The organism is Nocardia aurea, assembly GCF_003123685.1.
GTDB classification, from domain to species: Bacteria; Actinomycetota; Actinomycetes; order Mycobacteriales; family Mycobacteriaceae; genus Nocardia; species Nocardia aurea.
On the sequence record NZ_QCYJ01000021.1, the window covers coordinates 58,889 to 75,657 of the forward strand.

At 66.3% G+C, this 16,769-nt stretch carries 14 protein-coding genes; 6 read left to right on the forward strand and 8 right to left on the reverse strand.

What is annotated here, in order from left to right:
* Nucleotides 1-1,635, forward strand: coding sequence for a long-chain-fatty-acid--CoA ligase (locus DAT37_RS07880; RefSeq protein WP_109524058.1), 1,635 nt, complete (start codon nucleotides 1-3; stop codon nucleotides 1,633-1,635).
* Between the two features lie 135 nt (nucleotides 1,636-1,770).
* On the opposite strand, the gene DAT37_RS07885 is transcribed toward DAT37_RS07880, so the two are convergent.
* The 3 genes from DAT37_RS07885 to DAT37_RS07895 are packed head-to-tail and all read right to left on the reverse strand — an operon-like array spanning nucleotide 1,771 to nucleotide 4,354.
* Nucleotides 1,771-2,583 carry an ABC transporter permease gene (locus DAT37_RS07885; RefSeq protein WP_109524059.1) on the reverse strand — a complete coding sequence of 271 codons (813 nt, stop codon included), beginning with the start codon at nucleotides 2,581-2,583 and terminating at the stop codon, nucleotides 1,771-1,773.
* Nucleotides 2,580-3,398, reverse strand: coding sequence for an ABC transporter permease (locus DAT37_RS07890; RefSeq protein WP_109524060.1), 819 nt, complete (start codon nucleotides 3,396-3,398; stop codon nucleotides 2,580-2,582). Before DAT37_RS07890 ends, DAT37_RS07885 begins: the two co-directional genes overlap by 4 nt.
* Nucleotides 3,395-4,354, reverse strand: coding sequence for an ATP-binding cassette domain-containing protein (locus DAT37_RS07895; RefSeq protein ID WP_109524061.1), 960 nt, complete (start codon nucleotides 4,352-4,354; stop codon nucleotides 3,395-3,397). Before DAT37_RS07895 ends, DAT37_RS07890 begins: the two co-directional genes overlap by 4 nt.
* Before the next feature lie 528 nt (nucleotides 4,355-4,882).
* Between DAT37_RS07895 and DAT37_RS07900 the strand changes: the two genes are divergently transcribed.
* The 3 genes from DAT37_RS07900 to DAT37_RS07910 all read left to right on the forward strand — a co-directional run bounded on the left by DAT37_RS07900 (nucleotide 4,883) and on the right by DAT37_RS07910 (nucleotide 6,955).
* The gene (locus DAT37_RS07900; protein WP_109524062.1) at nucleotides 4,883-5,281 is read left to right on the forward strand and encodes a hypothetical protein; all 399 of its coding nucleotides are present in this window, start codon (nucleotides 4,883-4,885) and stop codon (nucleotides 5,279-5,281) included.
* Between the two features lie 148 nt (nucleotides 5,282-5,429).
* Nucleotides 5,430-6,167, forward strand: a complete 738-nt coding sequence (locus DAT37_RS07905; protein ID WP_109524063.1) for an ABC transporter ATP-binding protein — start codon at nucleotides 5,430-5,432, stop codon at nucleotides 6,165-6,167.
* Entirely contained in the window at nucleotides 6,164-6,955 is a 792-nt protein-coding gene (locus tag DAT37_RS07910) for an ABC transporter permease (RefSeq protein WP_109524064.1), read from the forward strand. The genes DAT37_RS07905 and DAT37_RS07910 overlap by 4 nt, the downstream gene beginning before the upstream one ends.
* A gap of 159 nt (nucleotides 6,956-7,114) precedes the next feature.
* Here the strand turns inward: DAT37_RS07910 and DAT37_RS07915 are convergent, their stop codons facing one another.
* Nucleotides 7,115-8,890 (reverse strand): ABC transporter ATP-binding protein, encoded by a 1,776-nt coding sequence (locus DAT37_RS07915; RefSeq protein WP_109524065.1) that lies wholly within the window; start codon nucleotides 8,888-8,890, stop codon nucleotides 7,115-7,117.
* Nucleotides 8,887-11,505: an ABC transporter ATP-binding protein/permease gene (locus tag DAT37_RS07920; RefSeq protein WP_109524066.1), complete on the reverse strand. Its 2,619-nt coding sequence runs from the start codon at nucleotides 11,503-11,505 to the stop codon at nucleotides 8,887-8,889. The genes DAT37_RS07915 and DAT37_RS07920 overlap by 4 nt, the downstream gene beginning before the upstream one ends.
* 339 nt (nucleotides 11,506-11,844) lie before the next feature.
* Here DAT37_RS07920 and DAT37_RS07925 point away from each other — a divergent pair, with 339 nt between their 5' ends.
* Both DAT37_RS07925 and DAT37_RS07930 read left to right on the forward strand, forming a co-directional pair.
* Complete coding sequence (locus DAT37_RS07925; protein ID WP_109524067.1) at nucleotides 11,845-12,078, forward strand: hypothetical protein; 234 nt, start codon at nucleotides 11,845-11,847, stop codon at nucleotides 12,076-12,078.
* 219 nt (nucleotides 12,079-12,297) lie between these two features.
* A complete protein-coding gene (locus tag DAT37_RS07930; protein ID WP_109524068.1) occupies nucleotides 12,298-13,485 on the forward strand; it encodes an amidohydrolase family protein in 1,188 nt (395 codons plus the stop codon).
* 12 nt (nucleotides 13,486-13,497) lie between these two features.
* Here the strand turns inward: DAT37_RS07930 and DAT37_RS07935 are convergent, their stop codons facing one another.
* The 3 genes from DAT37_RS07935 to DAT37_RS45325 form a co-directional block, all read right to left on the reverse strand.
* The gene (locus DAT37_RS07935) at nucleotides 13,498-15,081 is read right to left on the reverse strand and encodes an acyl-CoA synthetase (RefSeq protein WP_232839634.1); all 1,584 of its coding nucleotides are present in this window, start codon (nucleotides 15,079-15,081) and stop codon (nucleotides 13,498-13,500) included.
* A gap of 229 nt (nucleotides 15,082-15,310) precedes the next feature.
* On the reverse strand, nucleotides 15,311-16,054 hold the full coding sequence (locus DAT37_RS45320) for an ABC transporter substrate-binding protein (RefSeq protein WP_232839584.1): 744 nt from the start codon (nucleotides 16,052-16,054) through the stop codon (nucleotides 15,311-15,313).
* Nucleotides 15,961-16,647, reverse strand: coding sequence for a hypothetical protein (locus tag DAT37_RS45325; RefSeq protein ID WP_232839585.1), 687 nt, complete (start codon nucleotides 16,645-16,647; stop codon nucleotides 15,961-15,963). The genes DAT37_RS45320 and DAT37_RS45325 overlap by 94 nt, the downstream gene beginning before the upstream one ends.
* Nucleotides 16,648-16,769 lie beyond the last annotated feature (122 nt).

Below are 16,769 nucleotides of genomic sequence, written 5' to 3' on the forward strand. Positions count from 1 at the left end.
ATGGGCAGATTGACCCGAATGCTGTTCGACGAGCCCGTTTCCGCCACGACCGGCCTGTGGAGCGGCAACGACGCCTCGGCGTTGACGTTCCGATCATGGGACGAGCTGCGGGCGACGGCCCGCCGCGCCGCGGGCGGTCTCGCGGACGCCGGGGTCGAGCCGGGCGGATCCGTCGCGATTCTGGCCGGTGACGCCGCCGATGTCGCGGTTCTCGTGCAGGCGACCTGGATGAGCGGCGCGGCGTTCACGATGCTGCACCAGCCGACACCCCGCACGAATCTGGAGACCTGGGTGGCCGACACCCGCGCGGTCCTGCGGATGTTGGATGCCCGGGTGCTCGCGGTCGGCGAGCCGTTCACCGACGCCGTGCGCGAACTCGATCTCGGTGTGCGGATCGTGCCGATCGAGGAACTCGTCACGGCGGGGGAGCGGCCCTACGTGGCGACCGAGGAAGACGATATCGCGGTCCTGCAACTGACCTCGGGCACGACGGGTGTTCCGAAAGCGGTCGCCATTACCTACCGGAACCTGTACGCGAACCAGCGGGCGATGGTCGCCGCGGCCGGATTCCGGTCCGACGACGTGGTGGTGAGCTGGCTGCCCCTCTACCACGACATGGGCATGATCGGCATGATGATGACGCCGATGTTCGCGCAGGCGACCACGGTGATCAGCACCCCTCTCGCCTTCCTCGGAAATCCGCTGTCGTGGGCCGAACTCATGACACGTTTCGGCGGAACCTTCACCGCGGCACCCAATTTCGCCTACTCGGTGCTTGCGCGGCGGCTGCGGCGCGCCCCCGACGGCGCCTACGATCTGTCGTCGTTGCGCGTGGCGGTCAACGGGGCCGAGGCCGTCGACGAGGCGACCCTGCGGGAATTCATCGCCGAGGGCGCCCGGTTCGGGCTCCGGCCCGAAGCGCTGATGCCCGCCTACGGCATGGCCGAAACCACTCTCGCGGTGTCGTTCACCGCGGCCGACGACCGCTATTCGGTCGACGTCATCGACTCCGATCGCGCCGAGTTGGAAGGGGCCATCGGTCGCGAGCCGAGCACGCGGCCACGGACCCTGACCCGATTGGGGGTGCCCGTCCCCGGGATCGAACTGCGGGTCGTCGACGAACGGGGGACCGCGCTGCCCGCCGATCGGATCGGCGCCATCCTGGTGCGCGGTGATGCCGTCACCACGCGCTACCTCGGTCCGGACGGTTACACCGACGCGTTGGACTCCGACGGTTGGCTGTCCACCGGTGATCTCGGCTACCTCACCGGTAGCGGTGAGGTGGTGGTGACCGGACGCAAGAAGGACGTCATCATCGTCGCGGGGCGCAATATCTCTCCGGTGGTCGTCGAGCGGGCGGCGGTGGGAGTCTCCGGTGTACGGCCGGGAAGTGTCGCCGCGCTGGCGATTCGGCTGCCGAGCATGGCGCGCGAGGGGATCGCGGTCATCGCCGAATCCGACGCCGTCGGTGATTCCGACGAATGCGAGCGGATTCGCAAGGAGGTCGCGCGCGCGGTCTACGACGATGTCGGCATCGCGCCCGCGGTGGTGACCATCGTGCAGAAGGGCGCGTTGCCGAAGACGCCGTCGGGCAAACTCCGTCGGGCGTCGGCGGCGGCGTTGATTCCCGGCTGACGTCGGGCCGAATGGACAATGCCGCCGGGTGGGTTCCTCAGGACCCACCCGGCGGCTTTACTCGTTCGCCGAAAGCGTGCGACCGGACCGGAATCGCTCGGGCGATTCGCCCGTCGTGTCCGGATATCTGTTCTGTCAGCGACTTTCGGCCGCGTGCCGGTAACCGCGCACCGCGAGCGGGCCGAAGACGGCGATCAACCCGATCGTCCAGGCGACGGTGGTGATCAGCGGAGCGGCGATGGCCCCGCCCTCCGTCAGACCGCGGACCGCGTCGATGGCCGGTGTCATCGGCTGATGCCGGACCACCGGCTGCAACCATCCGGGATATTCGCTGATCGGTGCGAAACCGCCGTTGAAGAACAGCAGCAGCAGGAAGAGGCCGCCGAGTTGCTGGACCGCCTGCTTTCCGGAAGCCACTGTCGCCAAGGCGATCACCGGAACCGCGATGCCGATCCCGAAGATCATCGGCACCAGGACCGCCCCGATACCGGCCGCGATGCCGTGCTCGAATCGGAAACCGAGCGGCACCGCGATGAGGAACAGCACCACGGTGGCGATCCCGGCGCGCACGGCTTCGGCCGCCAGCCTGCCCGCGATGAACCCCGACCGGGGGACCGGCAGCGTCCACATCCGCGACAACAGTCCCGAATCGCGTTCGTGGATCAGGCTGATCGCCGTGGCGAGGGTGCCGAACAACGCGCCGACCAGTGCGACGAGACCGGTGTTGCCGTAGACGCTGTTACCGCCGCCCATCGAGGTCACGGTTTTACCGAGGACCAGCTGGAACATCAGGAGCATGAAGGCGGGAAAGACCAGCGACTGCACCACGATTCCGGGATCACGTGACCACGAGCGCAGCAGCGCGGTCGCGTGGACCACCGATTGCGCGGCCAGCGGCACCGACCGCCGTGGCCGCCATGTCTGTGTCGTCGTCATCGTCTCACTCATCGTTTCACCTGTGCCCTGGCCGCCGCGACGATCGCCGCGGACCCCGCCGCGAGCAGTCCGACGGACCAGATCGCGGCCGCGGTCAGGTCGACTCCGCTCCCGTCGGCCAGCCCTCGCAGCGCGTCGGAGAAGACCGACAGCGGCTGGTTGCGGACGAACGGCCGTGCCCAACCGGGGAATCCCTCGGCCGGAACGAGTCCGGTGGAGGCCATCACCAGAATCAACTGCGGAATCATCAGGATGCTCGCGATGGATACCGAGTCGCGTCCGACGGTGCCCACGGCGTCGGTGAGCATGCTCAGCGCCAGCCCGAAGACGACGACGAGCGCCAGGAAGACGGCGGTGTGCCAGATCGATCCGTGGAAGCGGAACCCCAGGCTGTAGCCGATCGTGAGGCCACCGACCAGTGTCAGCAGCATACGGGTGAGCACCCAGGCCATCCGGCCGAGAAAAGGTGTGACACGCGGGATCGGCAGCGACATCACGCGCTCGTGCACCCCGGCGCGGGCGTCGTATCCGGCCGTCTCGGTCGCGCTGATGGCGGTGAAGATCCCGGCCTGCAACAGGATGATCGGGAGCAGGAATTGCGCGTACTCGCCCCCCGCGCGCTCGAATTGCCCGTGCAAGGGGACGTAGAAGCAGAGAAAGAAGACAACCGGCCCGAAGACGGCGAAGACGGCATCGCCCGACCGCACCGCGGCCAGCACCTTCTGGCGCGCCAATGTCGCGGTGGCTGCCGCGAGTCCGACCGAGGTTCGTGCCGTGGAACCACCGCGGGAGCCGGTCGACGTCGTCGGAGCGAGGGTCGCCGTCATGAGGCGGTCTCGGTCAGTTGTAGGAAGACCTCGTCGAGCGAGGGCTGCCGCAGACCGATGTCGACGACATCGATTCCCGCGCCGCGCAATCGCGCGATCACCTCGGCGACCGTCGCCATGCCGTCCGGGGCGCGGACGACCAGACGCGGATGTGCCTGCGCCCCCGAGGCGGTGCCGTCTTCGGGCGCCTCGACCAGTTCCAGCCCGTCGAGCAGATCGATGACCCGTGCGGTGTCACCACGTTCGACGAGGGTCACCTCGCAGACGGCCGCTCCGACCTGTTGTTTCAACTGTCCCGGGGTGCCCGCCGCGACGACCGATCCCCTGTTCAGCATCACGATGTGATCTGCCAGCCGGTCGGCTTCCTCCAGATACTGCGTGGTCAGCAGGATGGTGATGCCCTCGGCCCGCAGGGCTGCGACGGTGTCCCACACCGATGCCCGGCTGCGCGGGTCCAGACCCGTCGTCGGCTCGTCGAGGAACAACACCTCGGGCCGGGTGACCAGCGCGCTCGCGATATCCACGCGTCGCCTCATGCCGCCGGACAGAGTCGCGACCCGCCGATCGCGTTCGGCGCCGAGGTCGAATTGCTCGACCAGTTCGTCGATCCTGACCTTCAGTTCGCGACCGCGCAAACCGGTGAGACGCCCGAACACCGCCAGGTTCTCCACGGCGGTGAGTCCTTCGTCCAGCGAGGCGTACTGTCCGGTGAGCGACACCAGTTCGCGGACCCGGGCCGCCTCGCCGACCACGTCGTGCCCGCAGATCCTGGCGTGACCCGAGCTCGGACGTTGCAGGGTCGACAGAAGGGTGACCGTCGTCGTCTTGCCGCTGCCGTTGGGACCGAGGAGGCCGAGTACCTCCCCTCGCGCCACCTCGAGCGAAATGCCCTTCAGAGCGGACACTTCGCCATAGTTCTTCACCAGGTCCACGACCTCGATCGCGGGTGTGGTCACTTCGGCTCCTTCCGGCGGCGTCCTGTCCCGTGCACCGTCGACGGTGCTGTGGACAGCCGCGCGCCCTGCGAATCGGCATTCGACGACATCGCGCTCGCTCCTCCGATCGGATGGTCCCGACCTTCGGGTCCACGCCTGGGTTAGGTTAGACTAACCTTGCAATCCCTGTCGCGACAGACCCTGGCTCATCGACATCGTGAATCGCGGTGCCCGAGCGGAATTTCGGTAGCCGCGATTGCGCCGGCGGCCCGGCCGCGAGATCCGGGTCGGAAAAACTTAGGGTTGACTTGCCTAACTCGAGGTCGTTAACGTTACGTTTGCCCGAGTGGGTTTCGCTCTGTCGAGAGCACACTCGAGCAGCGTCGGCGGACGAGGCGAGCACTGATCGTGTCGCGAATACCGACCCGCCGCGTTCTCTCGCTCGCTGGTTCAAGAAGGGCTGCCATGCCGAAAGTCATCAGATTAGCCGTCGTCTGTATTCTCACCGCTCTCGTGGGATTGGCCTCGGCTCAACCAGCTTCGGCTGATGTGTCGATTCGGGATTCCACGGTCTCGGACCTGTACGTCCGGGCCGATGCGCCGTCGGCCGCCCAGATCGAAAAGCAATTCGCCGCGTTCTGGAACCCGAATATCTCCCTCGAGCCCAAGATCGAGGTGAGCTACAACGGGCCGAGCGCCCGAGACGCGCTCGAGCGTGTGATGCAGACCAGCACGACCATGGACTTCTTCTCCATCCAGGGACGAGTCTCCGGCCCGATCCAGGTATCGGGCAACAGCCTGTCGGTCACGGTCCAAGGACTCATGGCAGGTTTTCCGGCTCAGACCACGAACTACTATTTCATCCGCGAAGGCGGCCTGTGGAAGTTCGATTGGAAGGCGATCTGCCAGGAGTTGCAGTGCTCGGGCAACCCCGACTTCGGATACTGAATTCCCGGTAGGCCACTCGGGGCGACTTCCGGCGCGCGCTGTGCGTTCGCCCGAGTCGCCCCGTTCTGCGCTGTCGGACAGCGCGAATCCGATTTCTCTGCCGGCTCTTTCACGACCGGCAGTCCTCGATAGTTACCAGGAATTCGACATGCTCAATGTCCGCGGTGTATCCAAGCGCTTCGGTGAGAATCTCGCCGTCGACAGCGTGACCTTCGACGCCGAACCCGGCTCGATCACCTATCTGCTCGGACCGAATGGTGCGGGAAAAACCACAGTCATGCGGATGATCGCCGGGCTCGTGCGGCCGAGTTCGGGGACGATCTCGATAAACGGCCGCGGACTTCGGGATTTCGGCAACGCGATACACGAGATCGGATTCAGCCTCGGCGCCTTCTCGCGGAATCCCGAACATACCGCCGAACAACATCTCTCGTGGCAGGCCGGGCTGGGCGGGCTGCCGAGATCCGATGTCGCCGGTGTGCTCGAGCGGGTCGGACTCGACCAGGTTGCGAAACGGCAGGTCGGCAGATTCTCCTACGGCATGCTCCAGCGATTGGGCATCGCCTCCGCCCTGCTCGGTGATCCGAGCACCATCGTGCTGGACGAACCGGCCAATGGGCTCGATATCGAAGGAATCCTCTGGTTGCGCGAACTGTTCGTGGGTTTGGCCGCAGAGGGTAAATGCCTCCTGGTGGCCTCGCACAATCTGACCGAGGTGGAGATCACCGGAGACCGGATCGTCATCATGGGCCGAGGGCGAATCCTGTCCGACACGAGTAACGCCGACCTGGTGGCGAAAGGTTCGGGTGCCAGGCCGTTGGAGTCCGCCTATATCGATGTCACCGCGGGCAGCGTCGAGTACGCCGCGGGCAAGGGAGAGCAGTGACAGTCCTCAGTCATCTGGGCCGAGCGGTGCGCAGCGAGTCGGCGAAACTCTCGTGGCGGAATTCCCTGTGGTACGCGGTCGTACCGCTCGCCGTCCTGATACCGGTATCGCTGAATTTCGGAATCGCCAAGGCCACGGAGTCGAACACGATCAACGGCGGCGGCGGTATGTACACGAACAACGCCGCCTACTGGATACTCGTCTTCTCGACATTCATCCTGATGTCGGGCGGCGTGTCGTCGATGTGCGCGGAGTTCAAGAACAACACGATCGAGACCGCCTTCGTCATACAGCCGCGCAGATGGATGCTTCCGGTCGCCAAGCTGATCGTGTTCGGTGTGATCGCGGCGGTCACCGCCCTCATGACGACATTCGTCATCCTGTGGGGATTTCCGAACCTGTTCCCGTCGATCTGGGGCCGGGTCGATGCCTTCTCCGCCGACGGGATCCGGCTGTTGTTCGGTGTTCCCGTCTTCACCGTGCTGATCTGCGCACTGGGACTGGGATTGTCGGCGCTGGTTCCCAAACCGGGACTGGTGGTGATGATCATCCTGCTCTGGAAGTTCGGAATCGAAGTGTTCGCTACCTTCATTCCCGGTGATCTCGGATTGTTCGTGCAGCGGCTGTCGCCGTTCAAGAACGGTGAATTGGGCGCCGGTCAATTGTCGACGATCAAAAGTCTCTTCGGCGGACAGAACGGTTCGCTGCTCTACTTCGCCGTCCTGTGCCTGATCGTCTTCGTCGCGGGCACGGTGCGCCTGTCCGTGTCGGATATGAAGGGTAGCTAGCCGTACCCTACGACCGAATCGCCCGTGATCTCAGGTGGTCGGTCACGAATACTCCGGTGGCCTTCAGCGAACAACTCGCTGACGGCCACCGTCGTGTTCTGGCCTCCGGTCCCGGGTGCGGGGGCGGACTCGCTGTCCGTCCCCGCCCGCGTAGGTCGCTCAGATATCGCCGACCGGAACGGGTTCGGAGGTGATCCGCCATCCGGCGGCATCGTGCTGGTGTGCCCAGAACTCCGCGAAACGTCCCGACGCCGCCAGCAACTCCTCGACCGTGCCGTCTTCGACGACTCGACCCCCCTCGAGGAAGAGCACGCGGTCGGCGCCCGCGATGGTCGAGAGTCGATGGGTCACCACGATGCGGGTGCGACGCTGCGGGTCGTCGGTGATCGCGGCGACGACGGCGGCCTCGTTCTCCGCGTCCAGCGCGCTCGTGCCTTCGTCCACGAGTAGCACCGACGACGGCTTGAGCAGGGCGCGGGCGATCGACACACGCTGACGTTCGCCGCCGGACAGGGCGGTGCCCGCGTCGCCGACGACGGTGTCGAGCCCGTCGGGCAGTCGGGCGGCGAACTCGTCGACCCGCGCGAGCCGCAGTGCCGTCGCGATGCGGTCGGCGTCCGCGCTCGGATTGCCGACGAGGACGTTCTCCCTGATGGTTCCAGCGAACAGGTACGGCTGCTGGAACACCACACTGGTCACCACGGGACGCAGTGCGGGATCGAGATCGCCGCGGTCGATCCCGTCGACGACGACGTTGCCCGAGGTGGGTTCCTCCAGCCCCGCCACCAGCGAGAGCAGGGTGGTCTTGCCGGAACCGGACGGCCCGACGACCGCCGTCACCTCACCGGAACGGAATTCGACGTCGAGTCCGTCGAGGACGGGCGTCGATCCGGACGCGACATGCCCGTAGTCGAAGCGGACATCGCGCAGTACCACCGCGGCGGCGCTGTCCGCGCCCCGCGCCGGATCGCCGAGGGTCTCGGGCGCCGGTCCCGGGGCATCGATGACGGTACGGATATCGCGCAACGTATTGCGGCTCGTCTCGATGGCGGGAGCCAGATCGCCCAGAGCGTTGAAGGGTTCGATGAACCGCACGATGACGACGATCAGCGCGATCGCCTCGGGGATACCGACGGTTCCCCGGACCGCGAGCCACGCGGTGGTGCCCGCCATCGTGACCAGTGCGATCTGTCCGACCAGACCGAACAGCACCTGGCCGGGAATGTTCAGGAACAGGAGGCGAACCGTCGCGCCGTGCTGCGCCGCGAGCGCGTCGCCTGCCTGACTGCGCGCCGGTTCCACGCGCCGAGCGGCGCGCAATGCCGCCTGGGTGCGGGCGAATTCGAGGATCCGTTCGGTGAGCGCGCTGTTGGACGCCGCGGCGACCCGATCGGCCTCGCGGGTGATGACCCCGGTCACCCACAGTGCCCCGAGCAGCAGCGGGACGGCGACCAGAGCGACCAGCCCGAGCTGCCACGCGATGGGGATCAGGGCCACCGCGATCATGATCGGCAGCAGCACCGCCTGGATCAGCGGGGTGACCAGGTAGCCGACGAGACCGACCAGATCCGGGCCGGTGGTGGCGATGGCGCGGCGGGTGATCGCCGAGTTGTCATCGGTGAACCAGCGCAGCGGAATACGCGCGACCTGCGCGCTGATATCGCGTTGGGCGTTGTCGAGGATCGTGAATCCCAGATCGAATCCGATCCGCGAGGTGATGGAATCGATGATCCACCCCGCCACCACCGCGACGGTGAGCCCGCCGACCCACGGCCACGCCTCGGCCGGTTCGGCGCCGAACAACGCCGATACGAGGGGAACCACGAGCACGACGGCGATCGCGCGCAGGATGGTCGAGAGGACGGTCAGTGCGAGGTGGCAGGCCAGACGTCCACGATGTTCGGTCGGTAGCAGGCTCAGCAGGGTGCGCCTCATCGGGCGTTCTCCTTCGTATCGTCGACGACGGAACCGGCGTGCCACAGCTGCTGGTAGCGCCCGTCGGTGGCGAGTAGTTCGCTGTGCGTGCCCGATTGGGTCACGCGGCCGCCGTCGAGCACCACGATCCGGTCGGCGTCGGTCACGGTGCGCAGACGGTGTGCGATGACGAGCACGGTCCGCCCGGTGGTCAGGCGGTCGATCGCCCGCTGCACCAGGTATTCCGATTCCGGGTCGGCGAAAGCGGTGGCCTCGTCCAGGATCAGGACGGGGGTGTCGGCGAGCAGCGCCCTGGCGATGGTGAGGCGTTGGCGTTCGCCACCCGACAGCGTGGTCTGCGCGCCGAGGACGGTGTCGTAGCCCTGCGGAAGCCGCAGAATGCGTTCGTGCAGTTGCGCGTCGCGCGCCGCCTGTTCGATCGCGGAGTCCGAGGCGTCGGGTACCGCGAGCGCGATGTTCTCGCGCACCGTGGCGTGCACCAACTGGGCATCCTGGAATACGAAACCGACCTGTGTGTAGAGCTCGTCCGGGGTGAGCGTGGTGATGTCGCGTCCGCCGACCCGGATCGAGCCGTGATCGATGTCGTGGAAGCGCGCGAGCAGGGCCGCCAGTGTCGATTTGCCCGCGCCGGACGGGCCGACCAGGGCGGTGACGGTGCCGGGTTCCAAGGTGAGCGAGATGTTCTCGACGACAGGGACTCCCGGCCGGTATCCGAAGGCGACCTGGTCGAAGACGACACGACCCGGCGGGTCCGCCGGGTTCGGGGCGGCGCCGTCCTCGTGTACCGCGAGGTCGGTCTCGTCGAGGGCCACCTGGATGTTGCGTGCGGCGATACCGCCCTCGCGCAGGCCCGACAGTCCGTAACCGATACCGAGCAGGCGGGAGCCGAAGGTGGTGCCGAGGAACAGGAACGGCAGCAGATCGACCGGATCGAGTCGCTCGGTCGCTATCAGCGCCGTGCCGACGACGGTGATCAACCACAGGAAGGTGACCGGCCGGGTGATGAGATCCATCGCGGACTTCTTGCCGACGAAGGGACGCTGCCAGCCGTCGAGGAAGGCGATGTAGTCGTCGAGGCTGCGCCGGAACGGCGAGGCCGCGGCGCCGCCGAAGACGCGGATGACAGGCTGGCCGTCGAGATAGGAGGTGGATTCCGCGTTCATCCGCTCCACCCACCGCTGCGACTGCACGATCTTCGGCCCGGACTGCGCCATCATCGTCAACATCGTGAAGATGTAGCCGAGGACGGGAACCAGCAGTACCAGCGCGAGTCGCCAGTCCACCCAGAACAGGTAGCCGAGCACCGTCAGCGGCGCGACGATCGCGGAGACCGCGTCGGTGACCGCGTGGGTCACCAGATAGTGCAGCGACAGGGTGTCGCCGGAGACCAGCTTGTTGATCCGGCCCGAACTGCGCGCGGTGAACCAACCCAGCGGCAGCCGCGCCAGTTTGCTCAGCAGTCGGCCGCGCAGGTCTCGGCTGAAGCGGGCGTCGACGGTGTGCAGCCACAGCTGCAACGCCGATTCGAACAGCACGCCGATGCCCAGCAGCGCCAGCGCCCAGAGTCCCAGCGACCACAGGGTGGATTCGTCACGCTCGGTCAGGAGGTTTCGCGCCAGCTCGACCAACAGCACATAGGGGGCGAGCTGGATCAGCGTCACGAGGAATTGCAGAATGCCCGCGACGATCAGCTTCGGGCGCAGTTCGGCGAACAACCGTCCGCCCGCCTGCGAGCGCCAGCTGCCACGTGGCGCCTGCCCGGCATCGGCGACAGGGGACGCGGCGACGACCGCCGCGCCGGCTTCGGGTTCGATGACGGACGGGGTGAGTGTCGCGGCCGGCGATTCGATGGCCTCGCTCTCCGAGCCGTCGCGTTGTTTGCCCATGGAACGGCCGTGCACCCAGTAGGCCTGCGCGTACACGTCCTTCTTCGGGAAGCCGAACTCGTCACGAAGACGCGCGCGTATGTGTTTGAGCGACTGTGACTCCGGTCCGGTCCAGGCGTACCAGTTCGACCAGTTCCGAACCTCGAGCGCCGCGGCGAGCGATTCCTCGGAGGTCCGCGGCACCCAGTGCACCCGTGCGAGTGGGTGCGAGGTCAGCGGTATGGCGAGATCGTTCTCCTCGTGCTGTTCGAGATACAGCTCGATCGCCACATGGTGCGGTACCGCGGCAAGGATCGAATTGATGGCCGGTATCGACGCGGAGTCGCCGATCAGCAGGTAGCCCGCGGGAAGTTCCTCGGAGACCGAGAAGTTCTTCGATCCGAACGAAGTCACCTCGATCGTCTCGCCGCCCCGCACCGCGCATGCCCACGCCGACGCCGGACCGCTCGGTTCGTGCAGTACGAAATCCACCGCGAAGCGGCCGGATCCGGTGTCCGCTTCGGCGATGGTGTAACCACGCTGGAACTCGGTGTCGGAACCTTCCGGATCGGGGAACCAGATGCGTAGCCAGGCGGTCGGTTCGACCGTGACATCCTCGAACAGGGTGGACGAACTGAGCCACACCCGGCGCATACGCGGGGTGGTCTGCTCGGTGTGCAGCACGGTGGCCGTGTGGTATTGAACGCCGAAGCCGCGTAGCACCGCCCCCTGGAATCCTCTGCGCGCCATGGGTTATCTGTCCTTCGATCGGGGTACGGAAAGTGTTCGCATCGCGACCTCGACGGGCAGGTGCCCGGACCGCCGGATCCCTCGCATGCGCCTGCTCATACCGTCTCCGAACCGGGTCACTGCCTCAAACTTTGGTTAGCCTACACAAAGTCGGGATGGTCGGGGATCGGGGTGCCCGTGGGGATCGTCTCGTGACGCTCGAGCCTGGTGGTCGACGTCGGGCCGGTGACGACCGCGCCGCCTGTGCTGGACATTCCGCCCTCGTACCCCAATGCTGTTCATGCGCCGGGATACCGCCGTGTACACCGATTCGGCAGCAGACCTGAAGGAGCAGCCTCGATGACGATCCGTCGTACCCGAATCCACGCCACCGCGATCGTGCTCGGGGTCGCGCTGTCCGCGACGCTCGGTCTGACTTCCTGTAGTAAGTCCGAACGCTGGTGCGAACTCGACCGCGGCGACGTCCTCGTCGAGAACTATCACTGCGAACAGAACCAGGCGGGCTACGAGTGGGAGCCCGACCACGACAAGCCGAAGGTCAAGAAGAAGCCGAACAAGGCGAAGAAGCACTAGAACCGACCGATGCGGTCCTGACTGTCGCCGATCGGGCGTCGGATATACTGTATGTATTACAGTAGAATTATCCGCACAGTTCGAAAGGGATCGGATGGATGTCGGCGCACGTGCGCGGGCGGCCGCGACCATGGCGATCCCCTCTACCCGAGGAGCGCGATCGTGAGTCGAGCCGAGGAACCTTTCCGGGATGCGCCGATCTTCGACGCTGATCAGCACATGTACGAGACGCCGGAGGCGTTGACGAGGTTTCTGCCCGAGGAGTATTCGCGTGCGGTGCAGTTCGCGCAGATCGGTCGCCAGACCCGGATCGTGATCAACAACAGGGTCACCGATTTCATCCCGAATCCGACCTTCGAACGCGTCGCGGCCCCGGGCGCGCACGAGAAGTTCTTCGCGGGCCTCAATACCGAGGGGTTGACGCTGCGGGAGATGCAGGGTCCGGCGATCGAGGCGCCAGCCTCGACCCGGAACCCGGCGGACCGGGTCGCCGAACTGGATCGTCAAGGGGTGGTCGAAGCGCTCAACTACCCGACCCTGGCGAGTCTGGTCGAGCATTCGGCCGCCGACGACCCGCAGTTGACCCTGGCGATCATCCACGCGCTGAACCAGTGGATGGTCGAGCACTGGTCCTACAACTACGAGGACCGGGTCTTCTCGACCCCGATCATCAACCTGTCCGAGGTCGACGCCGCCCAGCGCGAACTGGCCTACATCCTCGAACACGGCGCGAAGGCCGCGTTGATCAAGCCGGGTCCGGTCAACGGGTTGCACGGGTGGCGTTCACCGGCGCTTCCGGAATTCGATCCGTTCTGGCGTGATGTCGAATCCGCCGGTCTGCCGATCGTGCTGCACGCGAGCTATCCGCCGCTGGACGATTACATCGCCAAGTGGGAACCGCCGCATACGGCGAATTTCATGGCGCAGAGCCCGTTCCGGTGGATGGCGCTGGGGCATCGCGAGATCGCCGACATGATCACCAGTCTGATCTGCCACGGCACCCTGACTCGTTTCCCGAACTTGCGGATCGCGAGCGTGGAGAACGGCAGCGGCTGGATCTACCCGCTGTTCCACGATTTCGAGGATCTGTACAAGAAGATGCCGCAGAACTTTCCGGAGCATCCCCACGAGGTGTTCCGGCGCAATATCTGGGTGAGCCCGTTCTGGGAGGGCTGCGTGGCCGACGTCGTCGACACCGTCGGCTGGGACAAGGTCCTTTTCGGTTCGGATTTCCCGCATCCGGAAGGACTGGCCGAGCCGAAGGGGTTCTGGAAATACGCCGAAGGGATGGACGTTCGGCGTACCTACGATTTCATGGGCGACAACGCGCGCCGTTTCCTGGGGTTGCCCATCGCGAACCCCGATCCCGCCGCGATCGAGAGCAGGAGTCCCATCCACGCCGCCTGAACCGCCACGGGCCTATTCGGGCCGCGCCGCGCTCGCGTCCTCGGCGTCGATGTCCTGGAGGGCGCGGCGCAGCAGTTTCCCGGTCGCGTTGCGTGGCAGTTCGTCGAGGAAGAGCACATCGCGGGGAACCTTGTGCCGGGCGAGGTTCGCCTTGACGTGATCCCTGATCTCCTGCGGGTCGCCCTCGGCGCCGTCGGCGAGTACGACGAAGGCGCGCAGACGTTTCCCGAAATCGCGATCGTCGACGCCGATGACCGCCGCCTCCAGCACGTCGGGACGGGCGACGAGCAGATTCTCCACCTCGAGCGGGTAGACGTTCTCACCGCCCGAAACGATCATGTCGTCGTCGCGGCCGTCGATGAAAAGCCTTCCCTCGGCGTCGAAATGGCCGACGTCACCGCTGGAGAGCAGTCCGTCGACGGACTCCTTGTGCCTGCCGTCGGTATATCCGGCGAAACTGAGTCCGCTGGAGACGAAGATCGTGCCCACGACACCGGGTGTCGTGATCCTGTTGCGCTGCTCGTCGTAGATCGCGACGCGGCAGCCGACCGGTGGACGGCCGACCGTTCCCGGTGCCAGCCGCATATCCTCGGGCGTCGCGACGGCGGCGACGGCGACTTCGGTGGAGGCGTAGAGGTTGTAGAGCACTTCGCCGAACGTTTCGGCCGTGCGGCGGCTCAGGTCCGGGGAGATCGACGATCCGGCGGCGAAGATCACCCGCAGCGACGAGGTGTCGTATTTCGCCAGCACCTCGGGTCCGAGGTCGATGATCCGTTGCAGCATGGTCGGGACCACCACGAGGGTCTGCGCGCGATGTTCGGCCACATCGGCCAGCGTTCGGACGGGGTCGAATCTGCGTTGCTCGAACACGATCCTGTTGCCGAGCGCCCAGCCGAGGGTGAGTTGCGACAGGCCGGTGCCGTGGAAGATCGGTGCGGCCATCACCAGGGTGCCGCCGCGTGGCAGCGGTACGCGATCGAGGAATTGTGCCGATTGCAGCGGCGAAACCTTGTCCCGTGGAGCGCCTTTCGGGGTGCCGGTGGTCCCGCTGGTGAGGATGACGAGGCCGCCGGGCCGCGCCGGGGCCGGCAGTGGGTCGGTCGAATTCGCCGCGATCAGTGCGTCGATGACCGCCGCCCCCTCCGGGACGTCGCCGTCGACCCAGGTGAGTACGCGCGGTGTCTCGGTCCCGATCGCGCCGAGTAGTGCGGTGAACTCGCTGTCGTGCAGGATCGCGCCGACCTTCTCGCGTTCGGCGACGGCGGCGAGCTGTGGCCCGGCGAATCCGGTGTTCATCAGCAGCACTCGCGCGCCGAGTTTGCCCGCGGCGAGCAGCGTGAGCACCATGCCCCGATGGTCACGGCACAGCGCCGCGATCACGGTTCCCCCACCGATCCCGGTGGCGGCGAGACCGCGGGCGAGCGCGTTGGACTGGCGGTCGAGTTCACCGAAGGTGAGCGGTCCGCGTTCGTCCACGATCGCCTCGGCGGTGGGATCCAGGCGCGTCGAATGGGCGAGCACCGTGACGAAAGGACCGTAGACGGCCGAATCACGCATCGTCCTGATCATCTCGCCGGGATGACGCCAGTCGAACATCCCGCGTCTGCTCAGGACTCCGACCGCCGACACCGCGTCGGTGACCGGTCGCAGCGCCGTTCGTGGGGACCGAAGTTCCGCCTTCACACAACACCTCCGTGGTCGTTCAGCGGCCCGGAACGCGCCGGGGTCCGACTGCCCGAGAGCTTAGCGCACGAAAGAATGAGTATTCACTTATTGCCGAACAGCCTCCCACCCGCAAACACCGGCGCACCATGCTGACCTTCCCCTATTCGACATCGCTCAATGTCTTGCCCACATCGGCCAGGGTCATGGGTGAGCCGTAGTCGGTGCGGAACTTGTACAGCGGGATGTTGCACCGGAAAAGGCCGGTGTCGGGTGTGAAATCGGCGGGCCGCCACCCCTCGGGCGTCGCCTGCTCGACATTGAAACAGCTCTTCGGCACGAGGGGATTGGACAGATCTATCCGGCCCTGGAGCCCGCCCGCGGTCCACGATGTCTCCGAGGACGCCGCGTCGTACACGCATCGGCGGGTGAGGTTGTCGCCGCATTCGGCCGCCGACATCGCGAACAACAGCCACGCCGAGATCGCGCGCAGCTGCGGGAAACTCATCCTGGCATTGGGCGCGTACTCGTCGAAAATGGCCTTGACCTGGTGGGTCGCGGTGACGGTCTCGGCCTTCTCGAACGGCACGACACCGCCGAGATCCGCGACATTGTTCTGGAAACCGATGGACGCGCCCGCGTCCTTGAGAAACGCGGGGGAGTAGTTGTTGTTGGTCGCGTCGATCCAGTCGGGTCGGTGGCCGAGCGTGGTGAGCGCCTGCTCGAGCTTGGCCAGCTGGCTGGGTTCGCCGTTGAAGACCAGACCGCGCACACCCCGGTCCTTGATCGTCTGCGCGATCGGCATCCAATTCGTCATGCCGACGATGGGGTGCGGGTCGTCGTAGACGATCGTCGCCCCGAGCGCCTGGAAACTCTCCCTGCCCTTGTCTGCCAGCACCTTCGACACCGGAGAGTCGGCGGTGACGAACCGATCTTGCCGATCGATTCGGGATAGGCCTCCTTGACCAGCCAGTGCCGGAAGCCGGTGTAGATATCGTGGCGCGGGAGCGCGGTGGGCGAGGCGCTGAACTCCAGATCGGCTCCCACGCTGCGTGGTTGGACCACCTGGGCGGGGAAACTCGGCAGCAGGCAGCTCAGTCGTTCCCGTACCCCGAGCGCGTCCAGTCCGGCCCCACCGCCGACGATGGCGAAATCCTCGTCGCAGGATTCGAGCATGCGCTGTCGCACCTCGGTGAGGTTGGTGTCGCGGACCGCGACCTCGATCCTGCGCCCCTCGATACCGCCGCGGGCGTTGCACCAGGACGCGAATGCCATTGCCGCGTCGATGAACTCGGGATTCTTGGTGAAACCGAAGTCGGTGAACACGCCGACGCGGATGGTCTCGGCGGTGACTCCACGGGTGGAGGCGCGCGTCGGGTTTCCGTCCCGGCACACCGGGCCGAGGTAACCGAATTCGCTCGACAGTGTCGAGATCGGCGAATCGTTCTCCGTGAGTTCGGTGTTCGTCGTGCCGCAGCCTGCGGCCAACAGTGCCGACACCACAAGCACGAGAAGTCGTCGTTTCATCCGCGCGGGCCGTTGCTCACACTGCACTTGCTACACCCCGCGTGCGCGTGCCGGAGCGTTTTCGGGCATATTTCCCCCACTGGGGAAAATAGTGT

Coding starts and splice junctions, on each gene's coding strand:
- DAT37_RS07880 (WP_109524058.1), top strand. CDS start 1: ATGGGCAGATTGACCCGAATGCTGTTCGACGAGCCCGTTTCCGCCACG.
- DAT37_RS07885 (WP_109524059.1), bottom strand. CDS start 2,583: ATGAGTGAGACGATGACGACGACACAGACATGGCGGCCACGGCGGTCG.
- DAT37_RS07890 (WP_109524060.1), bottom strand. CDS start 3,398: ATGACGGCGACCCTCGCTCCGACGACGTCGACCGGCTCCCGCGGTGGT.
- DAT37_RS07905 (WP_109524063.1), top strand. CDS start 5,430: ATGCTCAATGTCCGCGGTGTATCCAAGCGCTTCGGTGAGAATCTCGCC.
- DAT37_RS07915 (WP_109524065.1), bottom strand. CDS start 8,890: ATGAGGCGCACCCTGCTGAGCCTGCTACCGACCGAACATCGTGGACGT.
- DAT37_RS07920 (WP_109524066.1), bottom strand. CDS start 11,505: ATGGCGCGCAGAGGATTCCAGGGGGCGGTGCTACGCGGCTTCGGCGTT.
- DAT37_RS07925 (WP_109524067.1), top strand. CDS start 11,845: ATGACGATCCGTCGTACCCGAATCCACGCCACCGCGATCGTGCTCGGG.
- DAT37_RS07930 (WP_109524068.1), top strand. CDS start 12,298: ATGTACGAGACGCCGGAGGCGTTGACGAGGTTTCTGCCCGAGGAGTAT.
- DAT37_RS07935 (WP_232839634.1), bottom strand. CDS start 15,081: ATGTTCGACTGGCGTCATCCCGGCGAGATGATCAGGACGATGCGTGAT.